At 52.0% G+C, this 25861-nt stretch carries 28 protein-coding genes and 1 tRNA gene; 17 read left to right on the forward strand and 12 right to left on the reverse strand.

Annotated features, from left to right (window positions below; translation table 11 throughout):
• Nucleotides 1-4 precede the first annotated feature (4 nt).
• From BM191_RS09905 to BM191_RS09920, 4 genes are read right to left on the reverse strand one after another with little or no spacing between them, the layout of a single operon-like run.
• Complete coding sequence (locus BM191_RS09905; RefSeq protein ID WP_092877707.1) at nucleotides 5-1027, reverse strand: FliG C-terminal domain-containing protein; 1023 nt, start codon at nucleotides 1025-1027, stop codon at nucleotides 5-7.
• Entirely contained in the window at nucleotides 1008-2639 is a 1632-nt protein-coding gene (gene fliF, locus BM191_RS09910) for a flagellar basal-body MS-ring/collar protein FliF (protein ID WP_230479571.1), read from the reverse strand. Before fliF ends, BM191_RS09905 begins: the two co-directional genes overlap by 20 nt.
• Nucleotides 2640-2650: 11 nt before the next feature.
• Nucleotides 2651-2992, reverse strand: a complete 342-nt coding sequence (fliE, locus tag BM191_RS09915) for a flagellar hook-basal body complex protein FliE (RefSeq protein WP_092877709.1) — start codon at nucleotides 2990-2992, stop codon at nucleotides 2651-2653.
• 24 nt (nucleotides 2993-3016) lie between these two features.
• Nucleotides 3017-4036, reverse strand: a complete 1020-nt coding sequence (locus BM191_RS09920; protein WP_092877711.1) for a sigma-54 interaction domain-containing protein — start codon at nucleotides 4034-4036, stop codon at nucleotides 3017-3019.
• Nucleotides 4037-4477: 441 nt separating this feature from the next.
• Between BM191_RS09920 and BM191_RS09925 the strand changes: the two genes are divergently transcribed.
• Genes BM191_RS09925 through BM191_RS09955 form a run of 7 tightly spaced genes read left to right on the forward strand, consistent with a single transcriptional unit; the run spans nucleotide 4478 to nucleotide 10743 of the window.
• Nucleotides 4478-5341, forward strand: coding sequence for a FliM/FliN family flagellar motor C-terminal domain-containing protein (locus BM191_RS09925; protein ID WP_092877713.1), 864 nt, complete (start codon nucleotides 4478-4480; stop codon nucleotides 5339-5341).
• Between the two features lie 2 nt (nucleotides 5342-5343).
• Nucleotides 5344-5727: a FliM/FliN family flagellar motor switch protein gene (locus BM191_RS09930; protein ID WP_177203323.1), complete on the forward strand. Its 384-nt coding sequence runs from the start codon at nucleotides 5344-5346 to the stop codon at nucleotides 5725-5727.
• On the forward strand, nucleotides 5724-6482 hold the full coding sequence (fliP, locus tag BM191_RS09935) for a flagellar type III secretion system pore protein FliP (protein WP_092877716.1): 759 nt from the start codon (nucleotides 5724-5726) through the stop codon (nucleotides 6480-6482). The genes BM191_RS09930 and fliP overlap by 4 nt, the downstream gene beginning before the upstream one ends.
• Nucleotides 6479-6751: a flagellar biosynthesis protein FliQ gene (fliQ, locus tag BM191_RS09940; RefSeq protein WP_092877718.1), complete on the forward strand. Its 273-nt coding sequence runs from the start codon at nucleotides 6479-6481 to the stop codon at nucleotides 6749-6751. Before fliP ends, fliQ begins: the two co-directional genes overlap by 4 nt.
• Nucleotides 6752-6753: 2 nt before the next feature.
• Nucleotides 6754-7527, forward strand: a complete 774-nt coding sequence (gene fliR, locus BM191_RS09945; protein WP_092877720.1) for a flagellar biosynthetic protein FliR — start codon at nucleotides 6754-6756, stop codon at nucleotides 7525-7527.
• Nucleotides 7527-8657 carry a flagellar type III secretion system protein FlhB gene (gene flhB, locus BM191_RS09950; protein ID WP_092877722.1) on the forward strand — a complete coding sequence of 377 codons (1131 nt, stop codon included), beginning with the start codon at nucleotides 7527-7529 and terminating at the stop codon, nucleotides 8655-8657. The genes fliR and flhB overlap by 1 nt, the downstream gene beginning before the upstream one ends.
• On the forward strand, nucleotides 8644-10743 hold the full coding sequence (locus BM191_RS09955) for a flagellar biosynthesis protein FlhA (RefSeq protein ID WP_092877724.1): 2100 nt from the start codon (nucleotides 8644-8646) through the stop codon (nucleotides 10741-10743). Before flhB ends, BM191_RS09955 begins: the two co-directional genes overlap by 14 nt.
• A gap of 296 nt (nucleotides 10744-11039) precedes the next feature.
• Here the strand turns inward: BM191_RS09955 and BM191_RS09965 are convergent, their stop codons facing one another.
• Nucleotides 11040-11471, reverse strand: a complete 432-nt coding sequence (locus BM191_RS09965; protein ID WP_092877728.1) for an OsmC family protein — start codon at nucleotides 11469-11471, stop codon at nucleotides 11040-11042.
• Nucleotides 11472-11915: 444 nt separating this feature from the next.
• On the opposite strand from BM191_RS09965, the gene BM191_RS09970 reads away from it, so the two are divergent.
• Entirely contained in the window at nucleotides 11916-13199 is a 1284-nt protein-coding gene (locus BM191_RS09970; protein WP_092877730.1) for a cystathionine gamma-synthase family protein, read from the forward strand.
• A 253-nt stretch (nucleotides 13200-13452) separates the two neighbouring features.
• Here the strand turns inward: BM191_RS09970 and BM191_RS09975 are convergent, their stop codons facing one another.
• On the reverse strand, nucleotides 13453-13683 hold the full coding sequence (locus BM191_RS09975; RefSeq protein ID WP_092877732.1) for a hypothetical protein: 231 nt from the start codon (nucleotides 13681-13683) through the stop codon (nucleotides 13453-13455).
• Nucleotides 13684-13835: 152 nt separating this feature from the next.
• Here BM191_RS09975 and BM191_RS09980 point away from each other — a divergent pair, with 152 nt between their 5' ends.
• Entirely contained in the window at nucleotides 13836-13940 is a 105-nt protein-coding gene (locus BM191_RS09980) for a hypothetical protein (RefSeq protein WP_407927873.1), read from the forward strand.
• 107 nt (nucleotides 13941-14047) lie between these two features.
• Here the strand turns inward: BM191_RS09980 and BM191_RS09985 are convergent, their stop codons facing one another.
• Nucleotides 14048-14362 carry a ferritin family protein gene (locus tag BM191_RS09985; protein WP_092877736.1) on the reverse strand — a complete coding sequence of 105 codons (315 nt, stop codon included), beginning with the start codon at nucleotides 14360-14362 and terminating at the stop codon, nucleotides 14048-14050.
• Nucleotides 14363-14852: 490 nt separating this feature from the next.
• Here BM191_RS09985 and BM191_RS09995 point away from each other — a divergent pair, with 490 nt between their 5' ends.
• A complete protein-coding gene (locus BM191_RS09995) occupies nucleotides 14853-15071 on the forward strand; it encodes a hypothetical protein (protein WP_092877739.1) in 219 nt (72 codons plus the stop codon).
• A 364-nt stretch (nucleotides 15072-15435) separates the two neighbouring features.
• On the opposite strand, the gene BM191_RS10005 is transcribed toward BM191_RS09995, so the two are convergent.
• Nucleotides 15436-15512: transfer RNA gene (locus tag BM191_RS10005), tRNA-Arg, on the reverse strand.
• 100 nt (nucleotides 15513-15612) lie between these two features.
• Complete coding sequence (locus BM191_RS10010; protein ID WP_092877741.1) at nucleotides 15613-16110, reverse strand: DUF1198 family protein; 498 nt, start codon at nucleotides 16108-16110, stop codon at nucleotides 15613-15615.
• A 165-nt stretch (nucleotides 16111-16275) separates the two neighbouring features.
• Between BM191_RS10010 and folD the strand changes: the two genes are divergently transcribed.
• Both folD and ybcJ read left to right on the forward strand, forming a co-directional pair.
• Nucleotides 16276-17142, forward strand: coding sequence for a bifunctional methylenetetrahydrofolate dehydrogenase/methenyltetrahydrofolate cyclohydrolase FolD (folD, locus tag BM191_RS10015; RefSeq protein ID WP_092877743.1), 867 nt, complete (start codon nucleotides 16276-16278; stop codon nucleotides 17140-17142).
• On the forward strand, nucleotides 17142-17354 hold the full coding sequence (ybcJ, locus tag BM191_RS10020) for a ribosome-associated protein YbcJ (protein ID WP_092877745.1): 213 nt from the start codon (nucleotides 17142-17144) through the stop codon (nucleotides 17352-17354). The genes folD and ybcJ overlap by 1 nt, the downstream gene beginning before the upstream one ends.
• Before the next feature lie 198 nt (nucleotides 17355-17552).
• Here the strand turns inward: ybcJ and cysS are convergent, their stop codons facing one another.
• The gene (cysS, locus tag BM191_RS10025) at nucleotides 17553-18938 is read right to left on the reverse strand and encodes a cysteine--tRNA ligase (RefSeq protein ID WP_092877747.1); all 1386 of its coding nucleotides are present in this window, start codon (nucleotides 18936-18938) and stop codon (nucleotides 17553-17555) included.
• 224 nt (nucleotides 18939-19162) lie between these two features.
• Between cysS and ppiB the strand changes: the two genes are divergently transcribed.
• The 4 genes from ppiB to purK all read left to right on the forward strand — a co-directional run bounded on the left by ppiB (nucleotide 19163) and on the right by purK (nucleotide 22104).
• The gene (gene ppiB, locus BM191_RS10030; protein WP_092877749.1) at nucleotides 19163-19657 is read left to right on the forward strand and encodes a peptidylprolyl isomerase B; all 495 of its coding nucleotides are present in this window, start codon (nucleotides 19163-19165) and stop codon (nucleotides 19655-19657) included.
• Between the two features lie 3 nt (nucleotides 19658-19660).
• Nucleotides 19661-20386 carry a UDP-2,3-diacylglucosamine diphosphatase gene (gene lpxH, locus BM191_RS10035; RefSeq protein WP_092877751.1) on the forward strand — a complete coding sequence of 242 codons (726 nt, stop codon included), beginning with the start codon at nucleotides 19661-19663 and terminating at the stop codon, nucleotides 20384-20386.
• Nucleotides 20387-20530: 144 nt separating this feature from the next.
• Complete coding sequence (gene purE / locus BM191_RS10040) at nucleotides 20531-21040, forward strand: 5-(carboxyamino)imidazole ribonucleotide mutase (protein WP_092877753.1); 510 nt, start codon at nucleotides 20531-20533, stop codon at nucleotides 21038-21040.
• Nucleotides 21037-22104: a 5-(carboxyamino)imidazole ribonucleotide synthase gene (gene purK / locus BM191_RS10045; RefSeq protein WP_092877755.1), complete on the forward strand. Its 1068-nt coding sequence runs from the start codon at nucleotides 21037-21039 to the stop codon at nucleotides 22102-22104. Before purE ends, purK begins: the two co-directional genes overlap by 4 nt.
• Before the next feature lie 35 nt (nucleotides 22105-22139).
• Here purK and ybbP read toward each other — a convergent pair whose 3' ends face one another.
• Both ybbP and ybbA read right to left on the reverse strand, forming a co-directional pair.
• Nucleotides 22140-24557, reverse strand: a complete 2418-nt coding sequence (gene ybbP / locus BM191_RS10050; RefSeq protein WP_092877757.1) for a putative ABC transporter permease subunit YbbP — start codon at nucleotides 24555-24557, stop codon at nucleotides 22140-22142.
• Nucleotides 24554-25240 (reverse strand): putative ABC transporter ATP-binding protein YbbA, encoded by a 687-nt coding sequence (ybbA, locus tag BM191_RS10055; RefSeq protein ID WP_092877759.1) that lies wholly within the window; start codon nucleotides 25238-25240, stop codon nucleotides 24554-24556. The genes ybbP and ybbA overlap by 4 nt, the downstream gene beginning before the upstream one ends.
• Between ybbA and tesA the strand changes: the two genes are divergently transcribed.
• Nucleotides 25211-25861, forward strand: a complete 651-nt coding sequence (gene tesA / locus BM191_RS10060) for a multifunctional acyl-CoA thioesterase I/protease I/lysophospholipase L1 (protein ID WP_143088816.1) — start codon at nucleotides 25211-25213, stop codon at nucleotides 25859-25861. The genes ybbA and tesA overlap by 30 nt on opposite strands.

Below are 25861 nucleotides of genomic sequence, written 5' to 3' on the forward strand. Positions count from 1 at the left end.
CTCACTACTCCATAGTCCTTTCATTAAAAAGTTGAATTTGTATTTCACCGTCTTCCGCCAACTCGCGCACCTTGACCATTATCTCTTTACGTAACTGCTCAACCCGGCTGACGGGAACCGGTCCCAGACGACTGGTCGTGCTTTGCAGCAGTTGTACCTGACGGCGAGGCATGGCATTATAAATCGCCTGACGCAGGACCCCCTCGGTACCTTTCAACGCCACAGCCCAGGTTTCCAATGGAATTTCATCCAACAGCCGCTGTATCACCGCCGGATTCTGACGACTGAGAATAAAGAACTCATACATTTCGCTTTTCAGCTCTTCGACTATCGCGCCATCCCGCTGCTGCAGATTTTCCAGCAGTGCCTGCTGATTATTGCCGAAGCGATTGACGATATCAGCAGCCTGACGAATACCGCTGACTTTCGAGCCGTGCTCTGAGATGACCGCCAGGCCACGCTCAATTAAGCGATCTAACTCGTTTACCACGTCCCGATTGACATCATCCAGCCGGGCAATTCGGAATAAAAGCTCTTCCTGAGTGGCTTCATCAAGCTGATTTAACACGTCCGCCGCCACTTCCGGAGGCAGAAATGCCAGAAACACCGCCTGTAACTGTAAATGCTCCTGATTGATCATCGCCGCCAGCTGAGGCGGTGCCACCCACTGTAAACGCGCCATACGATAGCGTATCTCGTCACCATAGATGCCGTTGATGACGCTCCGGGAGATCTCGCTGCCCAGCGCTTTTTCGAGAATGTTACGTAGATAGCTACGCGAAGCACCATTGATACCGCTCTGCTCACGGTAGTCCTGAAAAAAATTATCCAGTGCGCTACGCGCCTGGGCTAATTTAACACCGCTGAGACGCGCCATTACGTCGCTCATCTGGAGCACCTCTTCGCGTGATAACTTGCTCATTACGCTGGCGGCCGCCTCTTCACCAATACTTAGCAAAATAATTGCAGCCTGCTCCAGGGGCGTACGCCCGGCGTTAACGTCATCCTTATTTTGCGTTTCGCTCATTGCTACTTATCCATTGTTTCAATACATCGGCAACGCGGTCGGTCTCATTTTTAGCCAGCGTTTGTAAAAAGGCGATTTTTGTCTCTAATCCTGAACTTTGCGGCGGAAGCTGCTCATCATCTTCAAAAGTAGCGCCTCCGGCCATTTCGCCCTGATGATTGCCAGATTCATCTGCTGAGACCGGTTCGCTGTTGGCCGCAGAAATCGCAACCTTATCCGGAGGACGAGCCCAGCGTCGCATAAGCGGCAGAATGCCAAACAAGATGATAAGTAATGCCAGCAAACCAATGCCTCCGCGTTCAGCCCACCACAACGTTGACGGGCGCTGCCACCATGGCAGAACGGGCTCCTGGTATTCCGGCGCTTTAGTGAAGGCAATCCGCGACAGACTAAGCTCATCACCACGGATACTGTCAATACCCGCTGCGTGGTCCAGCAGCTGCTGCATCTGCTTGAGCTGCTGCTCATCCCATGTTTTCAGCTGTGGCGCGTCCTGGTTAATTAATACTGCGACCGTCAAACGCTGTAACTGATAGTTCTGATGATGGATATTGCGTATATCGCGATCCCAGTGGTATTGCCGTCGCGCCTGGTTGCGTGTTGAGAGCGGCTGACTGTTCTGCTGAGCGTTATCATTTTGCTCCGCCGGCTTTTTATTATTCGCCGTATTAGCTGGGGTGTTGCTTAACGAACCTGGGATACCCATCGCCAGCGCCTCGCTGGTGTTTTCCTGTAGCAGATTTTCCTCTGCCAGATGGGGTTCATTAAGATAACGTTCCTGCGTTTCCTGGACCTGGCTGAAATCAACGCGCGGCACAACGCTAACGCGAAAATTGTCAGCACCCAGCACCGGTATCAGCAGATTGGCAATGTTGCGCTCGGTCTGCTGGCGAATATGCTGCACCATCTCCGCACTGCCCTGAAGGCCGTAGCCGCCATCCAGCCATTCACTGACGTTCGCCGACAGCAAATTACCTGCCTGGTCGACGACTTTTACCTGTTCTGGCTTCAGCCCTGGCAGGCTGCCAGAAACCAGACTGACGATGGCCGCAACCTGTTCATTGCTTAACTGGCGACCATACTTTAAGCGCAACATTACCGAAGCACTGCTGTCGGGCTTATTCGTCAGAACAAAAGAGCTGGTTTCACTGATACCCAGCAACACGCGCGCATAGTCAACAGCATCCAGCGTCATGATGCTCTGCGCCAGCTCACCCTCCAGACTGCGCTTCAGGCGCACGTTCTGGACGAACTGACTACCGCCAAGCATCTCCTCTTTATCCATCAGTTCATAACCTGCGGGTAACCGCGCAGATATGCCCTTAGCGGCCAACGCCATACGCGCTTTACTCAGCTGATTTTCTTGTACCAGCAACGCCCCGCTTTGCGGCTCAACGCGATAGCTGATTCCCTCGCTGGAAAGCACCCCGACGACGTCGGAAACAGAAATATTCTCGTGGGTGCCGAACAGCATGGTGTAATGACGATTATTCTGCCAGAGCAGTGCAACGATTGCCGCGGTGACCGCCAGCGCCAGTGCGCCTGGCAAAGCAAATCGCTTCAACATAACGAGTGAATCGGCAGGCAGGCGCGCCTTAAATTTGTTAAACACCGGCCCGCTCCTCACAGTGGCATATTAATGACGTCATCAAATGCCTGAGTCAGTTTATTACGCACCTGAACCATCGCCGTAAATGCAATGCTGGCTTTTTGACTCTCAATCATCGCCCCGCTGAGATCGTCACTTTCGCCCATGTCAACGGCACGCTGTTTCTGACTGGCAACCTGCTGGAGGCTGTCAACCTTGTCGATGGCACTGTTCAACACTGCACTGAATGAGGGGGTACCGATAGATGAAGGCAGCGTCGGAGGACTGATACCTGCACCGGCGGCCTGAAGCTGCATTCGTTGCATGCTTGCCAACATTTCGGCTTGCATATTCCCTGCGCTAATTTTGTTAACCATTAAAGTCATCCATGAAACTGGTTATTAAAAAAATCCGGTATCGAATCCCTGTTCACGCATCGAGGCCAGACGATAACGTAGCGCCCGCGGTGTAATCCCCAAAGATTCGGCGGTTTTAGATTTATTTCCCTGATTACGCTGTAGCAAATCAAGGATGTATTGACTTTCAGCCATTCTCCCCTGGCGTTTTATAGGACGGATACCCCTGTCAGCCTCCTTATCGTTTTCATTGCCAGGTTGCTGTATCAAGGCGCTTTGCGCTCCGGATTCAGACAGACCAAAACAAGTAGCAGTCAAATTACCGTTACCACAAAGTATCAGCCCACGCTGGACGACATTCTCAAGTTCACGAACATTGCCCGGCCATGGATAGTTTTCCAACGCCATACGCGCGCCGGGCATCAGCTTCGGCGTACGCTCGGTCAACGCATGGTATTTGCGCAAAAAGAGTTGAACCAACGGCATGATATCCTGTACGCGGTGGCGTAATGGCTTGATATGAATAGGTATTACTGATAATCGATAATAAAGATCCTGGCGAAAACGGCCGGCGGCGATCTCCTGTTCAAGATCTTTATTAGTTGAAGCAATCAGGCGCAGATCAAGCGGTATCTTTTTATGACTCCCCAAACGCTCGACCTCATGCTCTTGCAGGACACGGAGTAATTTTGCCTGCAATGCAATCGGCATATCACCGATTTCATCGAGCAATAGCGTGCCGCCATTCGCCAGTTCAAGCTTGCCTGGCTGGCTATTTATCGCTCCGGTAAATGCCCCTTTTTCATAGCCAAATAGCATCGCTTCCAGCATATTTTCCGGAATAGCTGCACAGTTGATACCAACGTAAGCCGCATTTTCATCCGCAGAGTGACCATGAATATATTTGGCTATACATTCTTTTCCGGTTCCGGTTTCTCCGGTAATTAAAACGGGCACGTTAAATTTAGCGACTCGCCCGGCGAGTGAGAAGGCCTCAACGCTGGAGGGATCTACCGCAATATAATCGAGACCGTCTTTCCTATGAGAATATTTAACCACACCCATTAAGAGTAAGCCCTGTCAGGATTGGCTGGGGTCGAGAAACAACAATCAGAATAAAAACTTAATCCCAATGCATTTAATTCCATTGCTAACATTTAAATCATCCTTGATTCAGTGAGAATGTAACTTATTAAAAAGGCATCACGTTGACCTTGAGTATATCTTAGACCGTTAAAACCAGAAAACAGATAATGGCGTATTAAAAAATTAAACCAATAAAAACATAGCCTTAATGAATTTCAAAGCTTACCAATTAATTACTTAATTAATGAATTAATAATCAAAAAACCTTGATAAAAAAAGAAATAAATAATTAAATAAATAAGCAGCAGAAAGAATCCAGTTAAATATATTTTTATCATGCAAAAGCAAGTCATTGCCTTTTGTTAACACAAACAATAGATTTAATCCATGACTTGATTATAGCTCGACTGAAAATACAGCATGCAAACAAAAAGAAAAAAATTCAGAATCTATCCGGCGGATCAGCACCCTGAAATGATGCGCCTTGAAGTTAATAAACTAGGACGACCTTATCATAAGGTTCCACGAATATTTAATGAGCGATTTGATCAGCTTGATGGCCAGCTTAGCATCTATTTTCTGAGAAAGTTTCGGGTCAATACTGGTCTTAAAGAAATACAGTTCCAAATGGACAGCTGGGTCAAAAAGAGCAAAATATTTAGCAGTGAAGTGGGTAATCTGGCGTTCTGTATAGACCGCCCGTTGCTGCTGAGTGCGCTGCATGACTATTATGGGCTAAGCCAGGAGCCACAGCCAGAAAATATCAACCCATTGGATATCCCGGTAAGTAAAACGGAAGAGCGCCTGCTAAATAAAATGGCGCTGGAGATAACGACGCTATTATGCGATAGCGGTGTTTTTCCACGACCCTTGACGATCAAACCGGACCACAATGCATTAATCACTCAATGGTCCTATCGCATCGATTTCTTTGTAAACGACTACGGAAGCGGTGGTTTTTCATTATTGCTCGATGGCCATCACGTCGATCTGTTACTCAGCTCATTACGCGAACCTAAGCCTCAGCGTAATACCAGCGAGAACTGTGCGGCGCTGGTTAGCGCCAGCTTTACCTCTTTACCAGTACGGCTACATGCACGTCTGGCCGCAGTGACCCGTACCGTTGCCGAACTGGCAGAATTTAAACCTGGGGATCTGTTGCCGATTTTGCTGGCTGAGCGGGTACCGCTTTACGTGGGTGCTAAACCATTGCTAACGGCAGCCATCTGCGAAGAAAACGGCAAATTATACCTTTCCGATTTTAGCGAACTGATAAAGGAGTAACAGTGAGCGATCAATCTCCCATCGATCCGGATAATCTGGACCATTTTTTCACCTCTGACGCTGATAGCGCCATAAAAGGCGACGACGAACAGAACAACGTCCCGACGACGGCTTTACAACAGGATAAGCCCCGCCATCTGGCGCTTTTTAGCCGCATCCCGGTCACGCTGACGCTGGAAGTCGCCTCGGTGGAAATATCTCTCGCCGAGTTAATCAATGTCGGCGGCGACTCAGTTATTGAATTAGATAAGCTGGCGGGGGAACCACTGGACGTCAAAGTTAATGGTGTACTTTTCGGCAGCGCTGAAGTGGTGGTGGTTAACGACAAGTATGCGCTGCGTCTGATTGATTTTAATAACCAGCAGCTGGCCGAGCTGGTGCAATGAAATCCTGGAAGTGGCCAGTACAGGCCGTCAGTATTTGTCTGCTGCTGCTGCCTTGCCTGGCACTGGCGCAGAGCAATGGCTTGACGCTGTTCTCAGCAACCCCAACGGCGGGCGGTGGAGAAGATTACAGCGTTAAAGTTGAAATACTTATTATGATGACGCTGCTCAGCCTGCTGCCTGCAATGCTGCTGATGCTGACCAGCTTCACCCGTTTCATTATCGTGCTGGCCCTGCTGCGTCAGGCGCTGGGTTTGCAACAAGCACCACCGAACAAGGTGCTGACAGGTATTGCGCTGATACTCACACTATTGGTGATGCGTCCGGTGTGGAACACCATCTACCAGGATGCCGTGCTTCCCTATCAGTCTGAACAAATTGGCCTTAAGCAAGCTATTGAGCGTGGTGAGGTACCGCTGAAAAAATTTATGCTAGCACAAACCAGCAGTACTGCACTGGCGCAGATTATGACCATTGCTAACGTCAGTGGTGATCCGCAAGCGCAGGATCTCACCGTTTTGGCGCCGGCATTCGTGCTCAGCGAGCTAAAAACTGCCTTTAAAATTGGTTTCATGATTTATATCCCTTTTCTGGTCATTGACCTGATCGTCGCCTGTATTTTAATGGCAATGGGTATGATGATGCTGTCACCGCTGATCGTTTCGCTGCCATTCAAACTTATCCTGTTTGTATTGTGCGATGGCTGGTCACTGGTGGTGGGTACGCTGACACAAAGCGTGCAAGGGGTCGGCGGATGATGACGCTCGACGTGGCGGGTGACATCCTTGCCAGTGGCTTGAAGCTGGTACTAATTATCTCGCTGGTCGCTATTCTCCCAAGCCTGGCTGTTGGTCTGCTGGTCAGTCTGTTTCAGGCCACGACGCAGATCAATGAGCAAACGCTCAGCTTCCTGCCCCGTCTTGTCGCCACACTTTTGACGCTGGTGTTTACCGGGAAGTGGATGCTGATACAACTGACGGATTTCACTCACCTGCTGTTTCAGCAAGCAGCGCTGTTAACAGGCTGAAAATGAGCATTTCCATCCAGCAACTGATTGCTCCGCTATTCGCGCTGTGGCTACCCTTTGTGCGCATTCTGGCATTTTTTATTTTTTGTCCGCTGCTTGATAGCCGGGCGCTGCCGCGCAAAGCACGTATCCTGCTGGCACTACTGCTGAGCATTCTAATCACCCCGATGCTGCCACATCAGGAGGTTTTTGACGACCTGGTGACGGTTCGTGCGCTGCTGCTTACCGGTGAACAGCTGTTATGGGGGTTAATTTTTGGTCAGATCCTGTGGTGGGTATTCTGGACGTTGCAAACCGCCGGAGCCATTCTGTCAATGAATATGGGATTAGGCATGGCGGTGATGAACGATCCGTCGAGTGGCAGTTCGACAATGGTCATGTCGCAAATTATTTTCATCTGGGCCGGGCTGTTATTCTTCAGTTTCGACGGTCATCTGCTGCTGGTGACCATTTTATATAAAAGCTTTATTTATTGGCCGCCAGGCCAGGCTATCTCGCTCAATTCCTTGCGAACCGCAACAACCGGCGTGGGATTTATCATTTCTGGCGCCCTGCTGCTGGCCTTGCCCACGGTACTTATCATGATGCTGGTACAATGTGTATTCGGTTTACTTAACAGGGTGTCACCGACGCTGAATTTATTTTCACTTGGCTTTCCTGTCAGCATGTTGTTCGGCCTGTTCTGTTTTATGGTGCTCAGTAGCCATCTCGGCGAGCACTATCTGCGTCTGACCAATCAGGTGATGGGCCTGCTGGAACGGCTGAGGGTCGCCTGATGTCAGCAGGTAGCGGCGATAAAAGTGAAAAACCCACCCCCGGGAAGTTGCGTAAAGCAAAACGAAAAGGAGAAATTCCTCGTTCGCGTGACGTTTCTCTGGCGGCCACGCTGCTGACTGCGCTGCTAAGTATCACTATTGCATCGCCCTTCTATAAGCAGTTAATACAGCAGTCGTTCAATCTCATGCAGCAGCTGGCGATTAGCACTGACAAGAGCGCGCTACAGCAATTTATGCTGGCCCAGGCGCTTATCCTGTTCAAGGTCATCGCCACTTTCCTGCCAATTCCACTGGTAGCTATCGTCTCCGCCGTCATGCCTGGCGGCTGGATTTTCGTGCCTGCCAGAATTAAACCGGACTTTAAAAAGCTCAATCCAATTAGCGGTATTAAGCGCCTGTTTACCGCTCAGCAACTGGCCGAAGTCGGCAAGATGCTCATTAAATGCACGGTGCTACTTTTCCTGCTATGGCTGACGATTAACAACAACATGAGCGAAATTTTACGATTACAACATGCTCCGCTGCCTACAGCTATCTATCAGTGCCTCGACATAATGACGTCCATTTTGCGCATATTCATCTTTGCTATTTTATTATTTGCGCTGCTGGATGTGCCGCTGAGCCGCTTCTTATTTTTGAAAAAAATGAAGATGACGAAAAAAGAGCTGCGTGATGAGCACAAAGAAAACGAAGGCTCGCCGCAAATTAAAGCGCACATACGCCAGTTACAGCGCCAGATGGCAATGGGGCAAATTCAGCGCCAGTTACCACAGGCCGACGTGGTTATTGTCAATCCAACACACTTTGCCGTTGCCCTGAAATACGATCCACAAAAAGCGCCGGCACCGTGGATTGTCGCCAAAGGTGTCGATGAAACCGCACACTACATTCGCCAACTGGCAATAAAACATCAGATTGACGTCATCACTTTCGCACCGCTGGCACGTGCTATTTATCACTCAACCCGAATCAATCAACAGATCCCGGCTTCATTATTTCGTCCGATGGCGCAAGTGCTGACCTATGTCATGCAGCTGAAATCGTGGCGCGCTGGCAACGGGGAAAAACCCCAGTTAGATATTCATTTGCTTCCATCTGAAGAGGTCATTGTCAACCATGCTTCCGAATAATCCTCGAAAGATCCTATTAACGCTGCGTCAGAGTCATATCGGCATTCCGTTATTGCTGTTAAGCGTACTGGCAATGATCATACTGCCGCTGTCACCGATGGTACTGGATATTCTGTTCACCCTGAATATTGTGCTGTCGGTGATGGTGTTACTGGCGAGTATTAACAGCAAGCGGCCGCTCGACTTTTCCATTTTTCCGACCATTTTACTTATCACTACCCTGATGCGGCTGTCATTAAACGTGGCATCGACCCGTGTGGTTTTACTGCACGGCCACGAAGGCGCCGACGCGGCGGGTAAAGTGATCGAAGCGTTTGGTCAGGTGGTTATCGGCGGTAACTTTGTCGTAGGCTTCGTGGTATTCATCATTCTGATGATTATCAATTTTGTGGTAGTCACCAAAGGCGCTGAACGTATTTCTGAAGTCTCGGCCCGATTCACCCTCGATGCCCTGCCCGGCAAGCAGATGGCGATTGACGCCGATCTCAATGCCGGTCTGATTAATCAGGAAGAAGCGCGCACCCGACGGCGCGAAGTCGCACGTGAGGCCGATTTTTACGGTGCGATGGATGGTGCCTCGAAGTTTGTGCGCGGCGATGCAATCGCCGGGATGCTGATACTGCTGATCAACGTTGCCGGCGGCATACTTATCGGCATTTTTAAATACCATTTGCCGGCGGGGCAGGCGTTTGAACAATATGTCCTGCTGACTATCGGTGACGGGCTGGTTGCGCAAATACCGTCACTGCTATTAGCCAGCGCCGCTGCCATCATCGTTACCCGCGTGAGCGACAGCAATAATATCAGCGATGAGATCACCAGCCAGCTGCTGGCAAAACCAACGACGCTATTTGGCGCTGCACTGGTGATGTTTATCCTGGCTATCGTACCGGGTATGCCCCATCTGGTATTTTTATTTTTCACTTTACTGTTGCTTTACGCTGGCTGGCATCAGAGGCGCCAGATCCTCAATGCGGAGCAGTCTCCTGAAGAGATGGCAGCGCTCAGCGAAGCGCTACAGCTGGAAGAACCACTGTCAATTGACTGGCAAAGTATTCCGTTGGTCGAACCGGTGGGACTTAATCTTGGTTACAAGCTGGTCCCGCTGGTCGACAGCGGACGCGGCAGCCCATTAACGCAGCGGGTACGCGGCGTACGTCAGGTGGTATCGGAAACCAGCGGTGTACTATTACCGGAAATCGCGATCCGCGAAGATTTTCAACTCAAACCCGCTCAGTATGCAATCCAGATTAACGGCGTACGCGCCGCCATCGGCGAGGTTCATCCGGAGCGCCTGATGGCGATCCCCACCGCCGAGCAATACGGTGAGGTCGATGGTTTGCTGGAAAGCGATCCCGCTTATGGCCTGACGGTGACCTGGATTCAGCCGGAAGAAAAAACCCGCGCACTTAACTTTGGTTATCAGGTGGTGGACTGTGCGAGCGTTATCGCCACGCATTTGAACAAAATCTCCCGCGACTTTTTGCCTGAGCTGTTCAACTATGACGACATTACCCAGCTGCATGAACGACTTGCGCAAACGTCACCTAAGCTGGCGGACGATCTGGTCAAAGTGCTGGATTACAGTCAGCTGTTGCGCATTTATCGTTTACTATTGGCCGATCGCGTGTCGCTGAAAGACATCACCACCATCGCCACCGCGCTCATCGAAAGCGCAGCGATAACAAACGATCCTCAGCTGCTGGTTGCTGACGTGCGCTACGCTCTGCGACGGGCGCTGATCGCCGCGATCACCCCCAATGGCCAGACGCTGTCCGCCTACACGCTGAATAGCGAACTGGAAAACTTGTTGCTTTCGGCGCTTAATCAGGCACAGCAGTCGGGGAAAGTAGCCCTGGATAGCTTCCCGGTAGATCCTAATATTTTGACGCAGCTGCAAAACACGCTGCCGGTCGTCGCCGAACAGTTAAAAGCTCAAAATCTGACGCAAGTACTGTTAGTAACGCCACAATTACGGCCGCTCTTGGCACGTTATTCGCGACTGTTTTCGCGAAATTTACAGGTGCTTTCTTATAACGAAGTGCCAGATGACGCCAAACTGGAAATTGTTGGCACGGTGGAATAGATGCCGGCGTTCGTCTTTTAAACAGGTGCTAAGGCGCATGAGTGATGCAAGACGTTGCTTACAAGCATTGAGATGTGATGCCGGTAGCGCTGGCAATCAGCAGGTATTTACCGCTGACACAGGTGCGGTACCTCACCTTACGGCGACTGGCGCAATCTTTGAGCGCGTCAGTCGCCGCCGTGGCAACCGTCGCGTTACACAACACCACTCTGTTATTAACAATGCTCGTCCCGATAAAATTTCAACAGACCGATGGCTGAATAAGACAACCGCCCCGGTTAAGGCGATAAGCGGAATTAATTGCTCAGTTCATAATCCAGGGTAATGTCCGCTTTTAGCAGCTTCGATACCGGGCAACCTTCTTTCGCTTTGTTAATGATTTTATCAAATTCGCCTTTATCAATTCCGGAAACCTTCACGTTACTGGTGAGTGCGATTTTTGTGATAGCAAATCCACCATCAATCTTGTCCAGGGATACGTCAGCAGTGGTATCGATGGCCACAGGCTTATGTCCAGCCTCGCCCAACATCAGCGACAGCGCCATCGAAAAACATGATGCATGCGCTGCGCCGATCAGCTCCTCAGGATTGGTACCGGCCACACCTTCAAAACGCGTATTAAAACCGTAGGGATTCTGCTTTAACGCACCGCTTTCTGTTGAAACCGTGCCTTTGCCACTTTTGATATCCCCTTCCCAATGCGCTGAACCTTTCTTATGAATAGTCATTCACCTGCTCCTTAGTCATATCAACGAATCTCAAGTATAGATCGCCGCGAACAATCAGCCAGCCGCAAGCAACAATCTGTGCGGGGTAAAAGGGGAATTACAGGTTTCGCGGGCTTATAAATCGGTGTCGTTTCAGCGTTATCTCCTGGTAGATAAAATCAACGCTGGCTGGTGCTATCAGCAGCGCTTTAAATCACTCAGGGCTGCATCCATCGCCGGATTAATTGGGGTTGCAACATACCGCTTTAATCGCCTGAAGCCACACTTAAACTTACGTTTTCTGTTAAGAGAAGATTGATTAAAGAGATGCTGTCAGGGCTAGCGCCTGCCAATACCCTGACGATATAAACTTAGAACAGTATGCTATTTAGTAGCACAATCAGCTGTATGTTAGCGTGTGTTCAAAATATACCCACCTTATATTGCCGCCAGGCAGGAGAACAGATGTCTGACATGTACAGCAAAAAAACACACATCGGTGCGCGTAAGCTGCACCCCGAAACTCAGATGCTTAACTACGGTTATGATCCTCGCCTGTCGGAAGGAGCGGTAAAACCCCCGGTATTTCTCACCTCAACGTTCGTTTTCAACACTGCCGAAGAGGGCCAGGATTTTTTTGATTACGTCGCTGGCCGACGCGAACCTGCAGAAGGCAAAAGCGGCGGTCTGATTTATTCACGCTTCAATCACCCTAACAGTGAAATTGTTGAAGATCGGCTGGCAATTTATGAAGAAGCTGAAAGCTGCGCCCTGTTCTCTTCAGGCATGTCGGCGATCGCCACCACATTGCTCACCTTTGCCCGTCCCGGCGACGTAATTCTGCATTCTCAACCGTTGTATGGAGGCAGCGAAACCTTACTGAGTAAAACACTCCATAACCTGAACATCGCGTCAGTCGGATTCAGTGACGGTACCGACGAGGCACAAGTACGCACAGCGGCGCAAAAAGCGATGAACGGCGGTCCCATAGCGCTGATTCTGATAGAAACACCCGCCAACCCAACTAACAGTCTGGTGGATATCACATTAATAGCTCATATCGCCGATGAGATTGAACAACGTCAGGGTAGTCGACCGATCATCGCCTGTGATAACACCCTGCTTGGCCCACTTTTTCAACAACCGCTGAGTCTGGGTGCGGACCTGTCGCTCTATTCACTGACCAAATACGTCGGCGGGCATTCCGATCTCATCGCCGGTGCGGCAACAGGCAGTAAAGCGCTGATAGCGCGCATTCGCGCACTGCGCAGTGCGATAGGCACCCAACTCGATCCGCACTCCTGCTGGATGCTCGGCCGATCGCTGGAGACGCTGTCGCTACGCATGGAAAAAGCCTGGCGCAATGCCGAATCCGTGGCTGCATTTTTGCGTGATCATGCGAAAGTGGTGACGCTGCGCTGGCTAACCTTTCTTGACGCCGACACTTCTCAGGGAAAAGCCTTTCGCAATCAATGCAGCGGAGCCGGCTCAACGTTCTCCTTTGATATCGCAGGCGGCCAACCGGCAGCATTTCGATTTTTGAATGCGCTCACGCTGTTTAAACTGGCGGTCAGCCTGGGCGGTACCGAATCGCTAGCCAGTCACCCTGGCAGCACGACCCATTCCGGCGTGCCGCAAGACGTTCGTCAACGCATTGGTATCAACGATGCCACCATCAGGCTGTCTATTGGCATCGAAAACGCGGGCGATCTGATTGAAGACATCAGAATGGCACTGGATAAAGTCTGACTGCCCGACCGCCATTATCCCCTACTCTCACGTCGTTATCCTGGTCTTTACGGTGGTGGTATGGATGAAGACTGCAATGGTTGCTAAATGTCTCTTTCTCATTAGTCTTAAAGACCCGGCGGGTTGACAAGGCGGCTAACCACATAACGCACCGAGCGCTAACCCGCTTCCGCTTATACCCACGGATTGGTACTGTAAACGACTGATAACACAGCCTGAACAAAAGGAATCTGAGAGTAAGCGGAAGTATTGACTAATAGATTGGAGAGTAGCGTTTTACCAAAACCTCTGAAACGCCACATCGCGCGAAACAGTAGCAAGTGTTATCGAGAAAAGTCGTCAGCGATCCGCAGGCACAGAAGAACGCCTGCGGATCGTACTGCAGAAGATAGACTACGTCACTCGCTTTAAACCTTCCTTCCGGCTGTTGCTCATCCGCACCCCACAGTTGATAGCCGATGGGCAAAACGCATTTATCCTGCATCAGAAGAACGTGCTGTTTAACGCTAAGCGTTTTGCCTGCGTCTATAGCCTGAAAGCCGACTCAGGCAATATACCCGATGAATTTCAGTACCGACGTGGCACCCGTATTCGACGCGAAAAGGCAACAAGGGCATTCCCATATCCCTCGGCGGGGTGCAGTTCCTGCGTGACGGGGATGCTTTCACTCGCGGTGGTAGCGCAACACCTGATGATTGTGACAATGTGAGAAAAAGCACTGACGCCGAAGCACTTTTCTGAATCTGTGAACACCCGGTATTCTACCGGGTAGAATCAGGTGAACAGAAAAGCAGAGGAAAAAAGTGAAACTCGGCGAGTATGTATATCAAAATCTCTTTACCGCGAATTTAAATAGTTACAGTGGAGTCAGGGAGGGTGGTTTTTTTAAAACGAGACTCATCTGGAGTACTTATAATTTTATCTATTAAAGATAAAATATATTCTTGCCTGTTATATTTTTTTATTTTCCCTAACAGCTCAGCTCTCTTTTTATTCGAAAGATTTACATTCGTCAAATAAGAACGAGCATTATCATTCTTAACTTTAATAAGGTTCGTGTAAAAACCTCTGGCTTCAGGATTTCTACAACCTGATTTAAACGCAGCAGCACTGCTATTAAAAAAAATAGCTCTGATTTTTAACAAATAATTATTAACATTCATCTTCTAACCTTTAAAAATCAATACCAGCTGATTTTATACATTAAAACAACAATAAAAAATCAAAAAACACTTCTCACTGGTTTCCGGAGATCTCTTGTGCGCCAAATGTTGTGGTTAGATTTAGAAACCTATAGCGAAACCCCATTAAAAAGTGGCACACATGCCTACCCCGAACACCGGGATTATGTTTTGGGCTTAGGCGATTGTTCGTGACCCCGTACAGGTATGGGGCGTTATCGCGAAGACTAAAACGCCTCTGGAACGTCGACTGGCACTAAAAAAAACGGATGTGCTGATTTACGCGCATAACAGCCAGTTTGAATGCCCGGTACTTCGCCACAGCTTAGCGGGTTTAACTCCGACCCATCACACTGGCGTGATACCATGATCAGGGCGCTGGCAGGCGATTTAACGGATTCACTCATTGATTTATGCGGCATGCTCAGCATTTCGCTGGACAAACCAAAAATAAGGCCATTGCTCTGGAATAATGGGTCATGCCGCAGCGCAACTCAAAACGGTTAGAGCCGGACAATTTTTTAGAAGCAATACGAAAGCGAGGTTTGAAATGTATATCGATAAATCAGTTGACGGCGCTTTGATCGGGGATTTAGCCAGGTGTAGCGGCGCCCAGGATGTTATTGAATTCCCGTTCAGAAAAGCGGAAGGAGTTATTGCAGAACAACGCTATGCCGAAGCGAAAACGTGACGAGAAGCAATAGACAGTTTAAGCGCCATGGATACCCTCTCACAGATTTTGCCGGAGGAGTAGCACGCCTAAATTTTCTGGTCGAACGATTGAAAACAGGGTAGGAGCATAACAATGGCAGCTCGTTAAATCGGACTTCAAGAGATGTGTCAGCTAACCGGGAAAAGCCACCCAACATTATGGCGGATGTGGGCTAAGAAGAAAGAATTCCCTGCTCCGCAGAAAAGCCTGAGCGGAGCATTTCATAGTTGGCCTGAAACAGTATATGAAAAAGGGATTAATGAACAAAACTTTAGCAGCACCCGCAAGTGCACCCACTTTTCTAATGCCCTGTGCAAAATCTACCTCAAACCATTGACTTAAATGGCGCGCCCTACAGGATTCGAACCTGTGACCTACGGCTTAGAAGGCCGGTGCTCTATCCAGCTGAGCTAAGGGCGCTTAGTAGAGTGGGTCGAATTATACGGTGACGGCCTCCCGAGTCAATGCTTTTGGCTCGGTCCTTGCGCGAAGTGCCGAGGTTATGACCAATACGCATCGGTCAGCGATATTCGTCACCATGTTCGTCATGCGAGATGAATTTTTCTTTTATTGGCATGCTGTCGATAGGATCGGGCATGAAGTGAGCATTATAGGCTTCACGAAAGGCGTTCATCTCGCGGCTGTCCGGCTCCAGCTGGCGCAAAAAGCCCAGTGCCAGCAGCATTTGCTGACGGCTGATGTCGGCCGGGATGGCGGCGTTTCGCAGAGTGTAACGCCAGCGCAGTTGGTTTTCTTCGCTGCTATCAACGATGAACACCTGCCAGATAAGTAACACCACTGCAGCATTACGCATCGACTCTTCACTGTCACGGGCGATATAGTCGGTGAATTCCTGCGCGGCTTGTTTTCCCATCAGCGAAAGGAGCGATTCAACGTATACCGGCTGAATGTTAAGCCGTTTACTCAGTGTCTGCGCTGAGTGACGTGAAGCGGCTGTCAACAACCGGAATCCAATAATAAACACCACAACAAGCGTGGTCAGCATTAACCAAATCATCACCGGGCCTGCTCAGAAATGAGCTTTGTATAATAGAAGCTATTCACGCGAAGAAAAAGCGCCGTTTGTCTGACTCAATGCCATTTCGTGCCTGACAGCCGCTCACGCTTCTGACAAAATAGCGCCCATCTTGATTTAATTCTTTACAGGTGAGTTGCCTCTCTGATGGTCGCAAAAATTATTGATGGTAAAACCGTTGCCCAGCAGGTTCGTCTGGAAGTCGCCGAGAAGGTGCGCCAGCGCATAGCGGCAGGCAAGCGCGCGCCGGGTCTGGCGGTGGTGCTGGTGGGGGAAAACCCCGCTTCGCAAATTTATGTTGGCAGCAAGCGTCGCGCCTGCGAAGAGGTAGGATTTATTTCTCGTTCGTACGATCTGCCCGCCACAACCAACGAGGCTGAGTTGCTGGCACTGATCGATGTACTAAACGATGACCGGGAGATCGACGGCATCCTGGTGCAACTGCCACTGCCCGCTGGTATTGATAACGTTAAGGTGCTGGAACGTATCGCGCCGGATAAGGACGTGGATGGCTTCCATCCCTATAATGTCGGGCGTCTGTGCCAGCGTGCGCCTAAGTTGCGCCCATGTACGCCGCGTGGCATCGTCACCCTGCTGGAACGTTATAATCTTGATACCTACGGCCAGAACGCGGTGGTAGTAGGCGCTTCAAATATCGTTGGTCGGCCGATGAGCATGGAGCTGCTACTGTCGGGTTGTACCACCACAGTCACCCATCGCTTTACTCGTGATTTACGCCACCACGTTGAGCATGCCGATCTGCTGATCGTCGCCGTTGGCAAGCCGGGTTTTATTCCTGGCGAATGGATTAAACCAGGCGCTGTCGTCATTGACGTCGGCATCAACCGGCTGGAAAGCGGGAAAGTGGTTGGCGATGTCATCTTTGATGAAGCAGCAGAGCGCGCCGCCTGGATAACACCGGTTCCAGGCGGCGTAGGGCCGATGACGGTGGCAACGCTTATCCAGAATACGCTGCAAGCCTGTGAAGCGTTTCACGATCTGAAGGTACAATAATGGCAACATTTTCTTTAGGTAAACATACCCACGTTGATCTTTGCGATCTGATGAAACTGGAAGGCTGGTCAGAAAGCGGTGCGGCGGCGAAAGGCACCATCGACGCCGGGCAGGTCACGGTTGACGGTAAGGTTGAAACTCGCAGGCGCTGCAAAATTTTTCCGGGCCAGACGGTGGCTTTTGCCGGTCAGCGCATTACCGTCGTTCAGTAATCAGAGGCGAGCGACGCATCTCCGGTGGCCTGATTATCGTCACATCTGACCACTGCGTCAGCGCATCATTTTTCACCGGGTGTAGTAGTCAATCCGTTATGCCTGTCTGGATGAATAGCTGGCTTCGCCAATCAGCAGGTCATTTCGGGAGTGGGTTGGCTAAAAAAAACGCCCTCGTGAACGCGGGCGTAAGACGTTTTACTTGCGTCGCCAGGTGGTACCCTGTGGCCCATCCTCCAGCACAATGCCCATCGCCGTCAGCCGGTCGCGTGCTTCATCGGCTTTCGCCCATTCTTTATCTTTGCGGGCATCCAGACGCGCCCGGATCAAGGCTTCGATTTGCGCGATTTCATCATCACTTTGCTGAGCACCGTTTTGCAGGAACTGTTCAGGATTCTGTTCCAGCAGTCCCAGCACCGCCCCAAGCTGACGCAGGCAAGCGGCCAGACCGCTGGCCGCCACGTCATCCTCGCCTTTCAGGCGGTTAACTTCACGGGCCAGATCAAACAGCACAGAATAGGCTTCCGGCGTATTGAAATCGTCGTCCATTGCGGCGCGAAAACGCGCTTCGAAGGCCTCGCCACCCGCAGCCACGGCGTTGGCATCGGTGTGCCGCAGTGCGGTGTATAGCCGCTCCAGTGCCGCACGAGCCTGTACCAGATTATCCTCTCCATAGTTAAGCTGACTGCGATAGTGGCCGGACAGCAGGAAATAACGCACCGTTTCTGCATCAAAATGCTGTAACACATCACGCACGGTGAAAAAGTTGCCCAGTGATTTAGACATTTTTTCACGATCGACCATCACCATGCCGGAATGCATCCAGTAATTGACGTAGGTACCATCATGTGCACAGCTGGATTGCGCCAGTTCATTCTCATGATGGGGAAACATCAGGTCAGAACCACCGCCGTGCAGATCAAAATGTTCACCAAGCTGTTTGCAGTTCATCGCCGAGCATTCGATATGCCAGCCCGGGCGTCCCACGCCCCACGGCGACGGCCAGCTCGGCTCCCCCGCTTTGGCCATTTTCCACAGTACAAAGTCCATCGGATTGCGCTTAAACTCTGCCACTTCGACACGGGCGCCCGCGTGCAGCTGTTCAAGATGCTGGCGTGAAAGTTGGCCATAGTCAGCATCACTGTCAACGGCAAAAAGCACATCGCCGTTCTTTGCCACGTAGGCGTGATCGCGGGCAATCAGTCTTTGCGTCATGTCGATAATTTCACCAATATGACGGGTCGCTCGCGGTTCGAGATCCGGTGGCAAAATATTGAGGGCGCTGAAATCGCGTTGCATTTCGGCAATCATCCGGTTCGTCAACTGCTCGACACTTTCACCATTTTCAGCCGCGCGCTGGATAATTTTGTCGTCGATATCAGTAATATTGCGCACATATTTGAGGTCATAGCCGAGGTAACGCAAGTAGCGTGCAATGACATCAAAAGCAACGAAAGTGCGGCCATGACCGATATGACACAAGTCGTAAACGGTGATACCACATACGTACATGCCCACCTTTCCGGCATGAATAGGTTTGAATTCCTCTTTTTGACGACTCAGGGTGTTAAAAATCTTCAGCATTGAGACACTTCCGTACGTACGTATGTATGTTTATAAGTTATATGCGACTCTATTCTCTTATATTGTGCCCTGGTGTTGTCACGAGCGCTACGGTAAACAAGAATTCTCCATGCAGGTCGGGTGCTGACGGCAAAGGACATTCTGTGATATAAGACGGGATTGATTGAACCCGGGGTCAGAGCGCCTGCGGGTAGGCGAAACGTTAACCTCTACAGGAAAAAATTATGGTTACTTTCCAGACAAACCACGGCAATATTGTGATCAAAACCTTTGATGACAAAGCGCCTGCCACCGTTCAGAACTTCCTGGATTACTGCCGCGAAGGTTTTTACGACAATACTATTTTTCACCGGGTGATTAATGGTTTCATGGTTCAGGGCGGTGGCTTTGAGCCGGGTATGAAACAAAAGGCCACGAAAGATGAAATCAAAAATGAAGCAAATAACGGTCTTAAAAACATGCGTGGCACGCTGGCAATGGCGCGCACCCAGGCTCCGCACTCCGCCACCGCGCAGTTTTTCATCAACGTGGTCGATAATGACTTCCTGAACTTCCGTGATGAAAGCCTGCAAGGCTGGGGTTACTGCGTATTTGCCGAAGTGGTTGAAGGCATGGACGTGGTCGATAAGATTAAAAGCGTTTCCACTGGTCGCAGCGGCGCACATCAGGATGTACCAAAAGACGACGTGATTATTGAGAAAGTGACTGTCAGCGAATAATTAATGCCTGCCACACTTTTCATTGCAGATATTCATCTGTCACAGGACGAACCGGCCATCACTGCCGGTTTTCTTTCCTTCCTCACACGCGAAGCGCCGGGAGCGGATGCGCTTTATATACTCGGCGACCTGTTTGAGGTCTGGATCGGCGATGACGATCCAAACTCACTGCATCAACAGGTGGCCGACGCATTGCGTCAGCTCAATGAAAGTGGTGTACCCTGCTACTTTATTCACGGCAACCGCGATTTCCTGCTCGGCCAGCGCTTTGCACGCAAAGCGGGTATGCAGTTGCTACCTGCGGAGCAAATTATTACCCTCTACAACCAGCGAATACTGATTATGCACGGTGACACGCTGTGTACTGATGATGCTGGCTATCAGCGCTTTCGCCGCCAGGTCCATCGACGCTGGCTGCAACGCCTGTTCCTTGCCCTGCCCATTGCCATACGCCAGCACATCGCTAACCGCATGCGTAAAAATAGTCGCCAGGCGAATCAGCAAAAATCGCTGAGCATCATGGATGTTAATCAGCAGGCCGTCGAGCAGGTCATGGCGCATTATCAGGTACAGCGCCTGATCCACGGTCACACTCATCGCCCTGCCGTCCACCGGTTTAACCTCAACCATGTACCAGCCGAACGTATCGTGCTCGGTGCCTGGCATCACGAGGGGTCAATGATTAAAGTAACTCCCGACAAAGCGCAACTCATCGCTTTTCCACTCTAAACCGCCCCGTACAGGAGGTGTGTAATGCCATACGCAACCGTTTTCCTTGCCAGCCGGACGTGCTATTCTCTCTGCCCTTCATACTGACCGCCAGATGCTTGCGCCATCGCTCTGCAGGCAGATAATCACAGGAGCCAGACCCGCATGTCTTCAACCGCCGTATCGGCCCGTATCGCCATTGTTATGGGTTCTAAAAGCGACTGGGAAACCATGCGCTTTGCCGCTGAGATCCTCGACAGCCTGCAAGCGCCCTACCACGTTGAAGTGATTTCAGCGCACCGCACGCCTGACAAGCTATTTAGCTTCGCTGAACGGGCTGTCGATAACGGCTATCAGATACTTATCGCCGGAGCCGGCGGCGCGGCGCATCTGCCGGGTATGCTGGCGGCTAAAACACTGGTGCCGGTGCTGGGTGTACCGGTGCAGAGTGCGGCGCTCAGCGGCGTTGACAGTCTCTATTCCATCGTGCAGATGCCGCGCGGTATTCCGGTTGGCACCCTGGCTATCGGCAAGTCTGGAGCGGCGAATGCCGCCCTGCTGGCGGCACAGATTCTGGCGCTGCACGATGCGCCGCTGTCACGGCGGCTGGCAGACTGGCGTAAAAGCCAGAGCGATGAGGTACTGGAAAACCCCGATCCGAGATTGCTGCCATGAAGCCGGTTTGCGTACTGGGCAATGGCCAGTTAGGCCGTATGCTACGCCAGGCTGGAGAACCGCTTGGCATTGCGGTCTTTCCGGTTGGCACCGACGGGCAGCCGGAATCGTTACCCATACAGCAAAGTGTGGTCACCGCCGAAATTGAGCGCTGGCCGGAGACGGCGTTAACCCGCCAGCTGGCCAGTCATCGTGCATTCGTTAACCGCGACATTTTCCCCCGGCTGGCAGATCGCCTGACGCAAAAACAGCTGCTCGATGAGCTGGGATTAGCCACCGCCCCCTGGCAGCTACTGAAAGATGAAACTGAATGGCCTCAGATTTTCTCCCGACTGGGCGAGCTTGCCATCGTCAAGCGTCGTACCGGCGGCTACGATGGTCGCGGCCAATGGTGCTTGCAGGCCGATCAAACTGCCAGCCTACCCGCAGAATGCTACGCTAACTGTATCGTTGAGCAGGGTATTGATTTTTCCGGCGAAGTGTCGCTGATCGGTGCTCGCGCTTATGACGGCAGCACGGTGTTTTATCCGCTGACGCATAATTTGCATGAAGAGGGAATTCTGCGTACCAGCGTGGCGCTACCGCAACCGGATGAGCGTCTCCAGCACCAGGCTGAGCGCATGCTCAGCGCTATCATGAATAAGCTTAGCTACGTCGGCGTGATGGCAATGGAGTGCTTTGTCGTTGCCGACAGGCTGTTGATTAACGAGCTGGCTCCGCGCGTGCATAACAGCGGTCACTGGACGCAAAACGGCGCCTCAATCAGCCAGTTTGAACTGCACCTGCGCGCCATTCTTGATCTGCCGCTGCCCACGCCGGTGGTCAGCTCGCCAGCCGTGATGGTTAACCTCATCGGTACCGATCGGGATTATCAGTGGCTCGATTTGCCACTGGTGCATCTGCATTGGTATGAAAAAGAGGTGCGCCCCGCGCGGAAAGTCGGGCATCTCAATCTCAGTCATCCGGATGCGATGACGCTCAACCTGACGCTGAAAGCGCTTCAGTCGATGCTGCCGCAAGAATACGCAACCGGTATCAGCTGGGCGATAAGTCAACTGGTATAACGCGCTATTTAAGGGCCGTAAAGGCCCTTTGTCAGCTATTCGGCGTTGTATATTCGATAAAGCGCTTTCCCTCTCAGCAGACGCACGCCCAGCCAGCCACCGCACAGCGCCAGAAGAACCGCGCCAGTCAACGGTAACGTCAGCCACAGCATCCAGTCTGGCTCCCAGGGAAAATCAAACACTTTCCGCTGTAATCCCCACAGCGCGGCTTCGGCACCGATTGTCGCAGCCCCTCCGGCAATCAGCCCCATCAGTGCGAACTCGCTCCACAGGGTGTGCTGTAAAAGGCGTTTGCTGGCACCGAGGGTACGATACACCATCAACGCCTGCCGCCGCTGGCGCATCCCGATCTGAATCTGCGCCATTAGCAACAGCAAGCCACAAAACGTCACCAGCACCACCATTACCTCCAGAGCACGGCTTACCTGGTTCAGCACCTGGCCTACCTGGCGCAGAATATTGCCAATATCAAGCAGGCTCAACGTAGGAAAAGTGCGATTGAGTTGAACCAGCAGCGCGTTGTTGTCATGCAAGCGGAAGCTTGTCAGCCAGCTTTGTGGTTGCCCATCCAGCGCACCCGGCGGAAAGATAAAGAAGAAATTAGGCCGCATATTTTCCCAGTCCACCTTGCGCAGGCTGGTTATCCGGGCTGAAAAATCCTGGGTATCGCCGGTAAAAGTCAGGGTGTCGCCGATGCCGACGCCAAGCCGTTCGGCCACTCCCTGCTCCACCGAAACCTCACCCGCCCGCGGCGGCCAACGCCCGCTGACTAACGGATTCTGCGGCGGCAGATTGTCATCCCAGGTCAGGTTCAGCTCGCGATTAAGCGCGTTGTCAAGATTAGGATCGACCGGCTGATGGTTCAGCTGCGTCAGCCTGGCGCGCACGATAGGATAAAAAAGCTGCGGCGTAACCTGGTGCTGCTGCAGAAAATCCGTCACCTGCGGAACCTGCTCGGCCGTCATGTTGAGCAAAAAGTAGTTCGGGCTGTCCGGCGGCAACTGCTGCTGCCAGCGATCCAAGAGGTCGCCGCGCATAATCAGCAACAGCGCCAGCAGCATAAAAGAGAGTGAAAACGTCGCCAGCTGGCTGAGAGTAACCCACGGCTGGCGCAGCAGTCGGTTAATCGCCAGGCGCAGGGCCAGCTGGCGTATGTTTAGCCGCCGCAGTCCCTGTAACACCAACCATCCCAGCGCGGCCAGCATCAGGGACAGCAGTACAATGCCGCCTGCCAGCGCCCATAAAAGCTTGCTGCCGCCGACCAACAGTGTCAGCATGGTCACCACGATCAGCGCCGCGACGGGCAGATAGTATTTAAGCGGCCAGATGCGGGCTATCGCATCACGGCGCAGCACCCGCAGCGGCTGCGTTGCCAGCAGCAGACGCCAGGGACGCAATCCTACCAGCATAGAAATCACAAATAGCGAACCGAGCGCCCACAGCCACGGCCAGCCGCTGGCGGCGGGTAAGACGCCGGGTAGCACCGGTTTGAGCATCACCAGTAACAGTGCTTCAACCCCCTTACCGACCAATGCACCACTGATGGCCGCCAGTAGCAGGATAGTCAACCACTGGCCGATAAGCAGCTTACGCAGCATCGCCTTACCGGCACCCAGGGTTTTCAGCACCGCCACCAGATCGTAACGACTGCGGCCGTAGTGGCTCATCGCCACGGCGACGGCGGCGATAGCCAGCATCAGCGTCAGCAACGTCGACAGCAGCAAAAACTGTTGCGCGCGCTGCAAAGAAAGCCCCAGAGCATCCTGAGAGTTCCCCACGCTGAGCCAGCGTTGATCCGGGCGAATATGCTGCTCAATGTAACGATCATAAGCAGCCAGCTGATCGGGGTTGCCGGAGAACTTATAGCGCCAGGTCAGGCGACTACCCGGCTGTACCGCGCCGGTCGCCGCAACGTCGGCAAGGTTCATTAATAATCGGGGGGCGGTCTGAAAAGGATTGAAACCACCATCCGGCTCCTGGATAACTCCGCCCGCCACGCGCAGACGGGTGTCGCCAACCTCGATGCTGTCGCCAATTTTTAACCCCAGCAGCGCCAGCAGACGTGGCGCCACCAGCACCGTTCCCTTCTGTGGCTTTAACCCCGCAGGTTCGGTTTGTAGCGCGCCAAAAATCGGATAATTATCGTCAACGGCCTTCACATCCGCCAGCTGTGGACTCTCTGCGGCAAAGGTCATGGTCATAAAGCTGAGCTGGCGGCTGACCTGCAAGCCGATTTTTCGCGCCTGTTCAAGCCATTCAGCCGTCACTTCGCGCGGTGAGTTAAGGGTGCGGTCACCGGCCATAAAATCACGGCTTTGTTGAGTTAGCCCTTGCTCCATGCGATCGCCAACCGATCCCAATGCCAGCACGCAGGCTACCGCAAGGCTAAGTGCCAGCCAGACGATGAGCAGCGAAGGCGAGCGTAATTCACGCCAGAACCAGCGAGCAATCATGTCTCCTCCCATAATCTGCCATCGCGTAGACGCAGACGACGATCGCAGCGCGCAGCCAGCTGCTCATCATGGGTGACCAGGATTAGCGTTGTCGCATGATCGCGATTGAGTGAAAACAGCAAATCGGCAATGCGCTCGCCGGTGTGGCGGTCAAGATTACCCGTCGGTTCATCGGCGAAAAGCAGTTCGGGGCGTCCACTGAATGCTCGCGCAAGCGCTACCCGCTGCTGTTCACCGCCAGAGAGCTGGGCTGGCAGATGATGTAAACGGTCGCCCAGCCCCAATTGCTCCAGCTGCGTTTTGGCCTGGTGACGGCTGAGCGTTTCGTTCTCGCCGCGTAGCAGCGCCGGTAGCTGAACGTTTTCCAGCGCATTTAACGTTGGTACCAGCATGAATGACTGGAACACAAAGCCGACATGCTGCGCCCGTAGCGCGGCACGCTGCTCTTCGCTTAACCGATGCAGCGGGTGGCCCATCAGCAAAACTTCTCCCTCGCTGCCATCATCCAACCCAGCCAGGATGCCAAGTAACGTCGATTTTCCCGAGCCAGATTCACCAATCAGCGCGATGCTTTGCGCCGGTTTGACAACCAGCTCAACTCCGGTAAGGATGAGAAGCTGATGCTCCCCTTGACCGACGGACTTAGTAAGACGATGAACTTCAATAATGTTTTCCGCTGGCATTACCTGTTCCTGTTGTTATTGACGCTGTTTGCCGGGCCGGTCGGCGCGGCACAAAAGTTACTGATCCTTGGCGACAGCCTCAGCGCCGGGTACCAGATGCCCGCTAAAATAGCCTGGCCTAACCTGTTAAACGAAAAATGGCAACAGGCGCCTGAAGTGATTAATGGTAGCATAAGCGGTGATACAGCCGCGCAAGGGCTGGCGCGTCTCCCCGCATTACTGAAACAGCATCAACCGACCTGGGTGCTTATTGAGCTGGGCGGCAACGATGGCCTGCGTGGATTACCGCCACAAAATATCGCCAGCGACCTGCAAAAAGCCATCGATACGGTTAAGGCCGCGCACGCTCAGCCACTGCTGATGCAGATCCGTCTGCCAGCTAACTATGGCCGACGTTACACGGAGGCCTTCAGCGCCATCTACCCCGAACTGGCAAAGAAAAACGCCATTCCGCTGATTCCGTTTTTTATGGAGCAGGTTTACGTTAAGCCAGAATGGATGCAACAGGATGGTATTCATCCCAACCCCGCAGCTCAGCCATTTATTGCCGGGCTGGTGAATAATGCGCTGAAGCCATTAGTTAAACACAAATTAAACGGGCTTCCGTCCCCTGACAGGTAG

The organism is Izhakiella capsodis, from assembly GCF_900115045.1.
Lineage (GTDB): Bacteria > Pseudomonadota > Gammaproteobacteria > Enterobacterales > Enterobacteriaceae > Izhakiella > Izhakiella capsodis.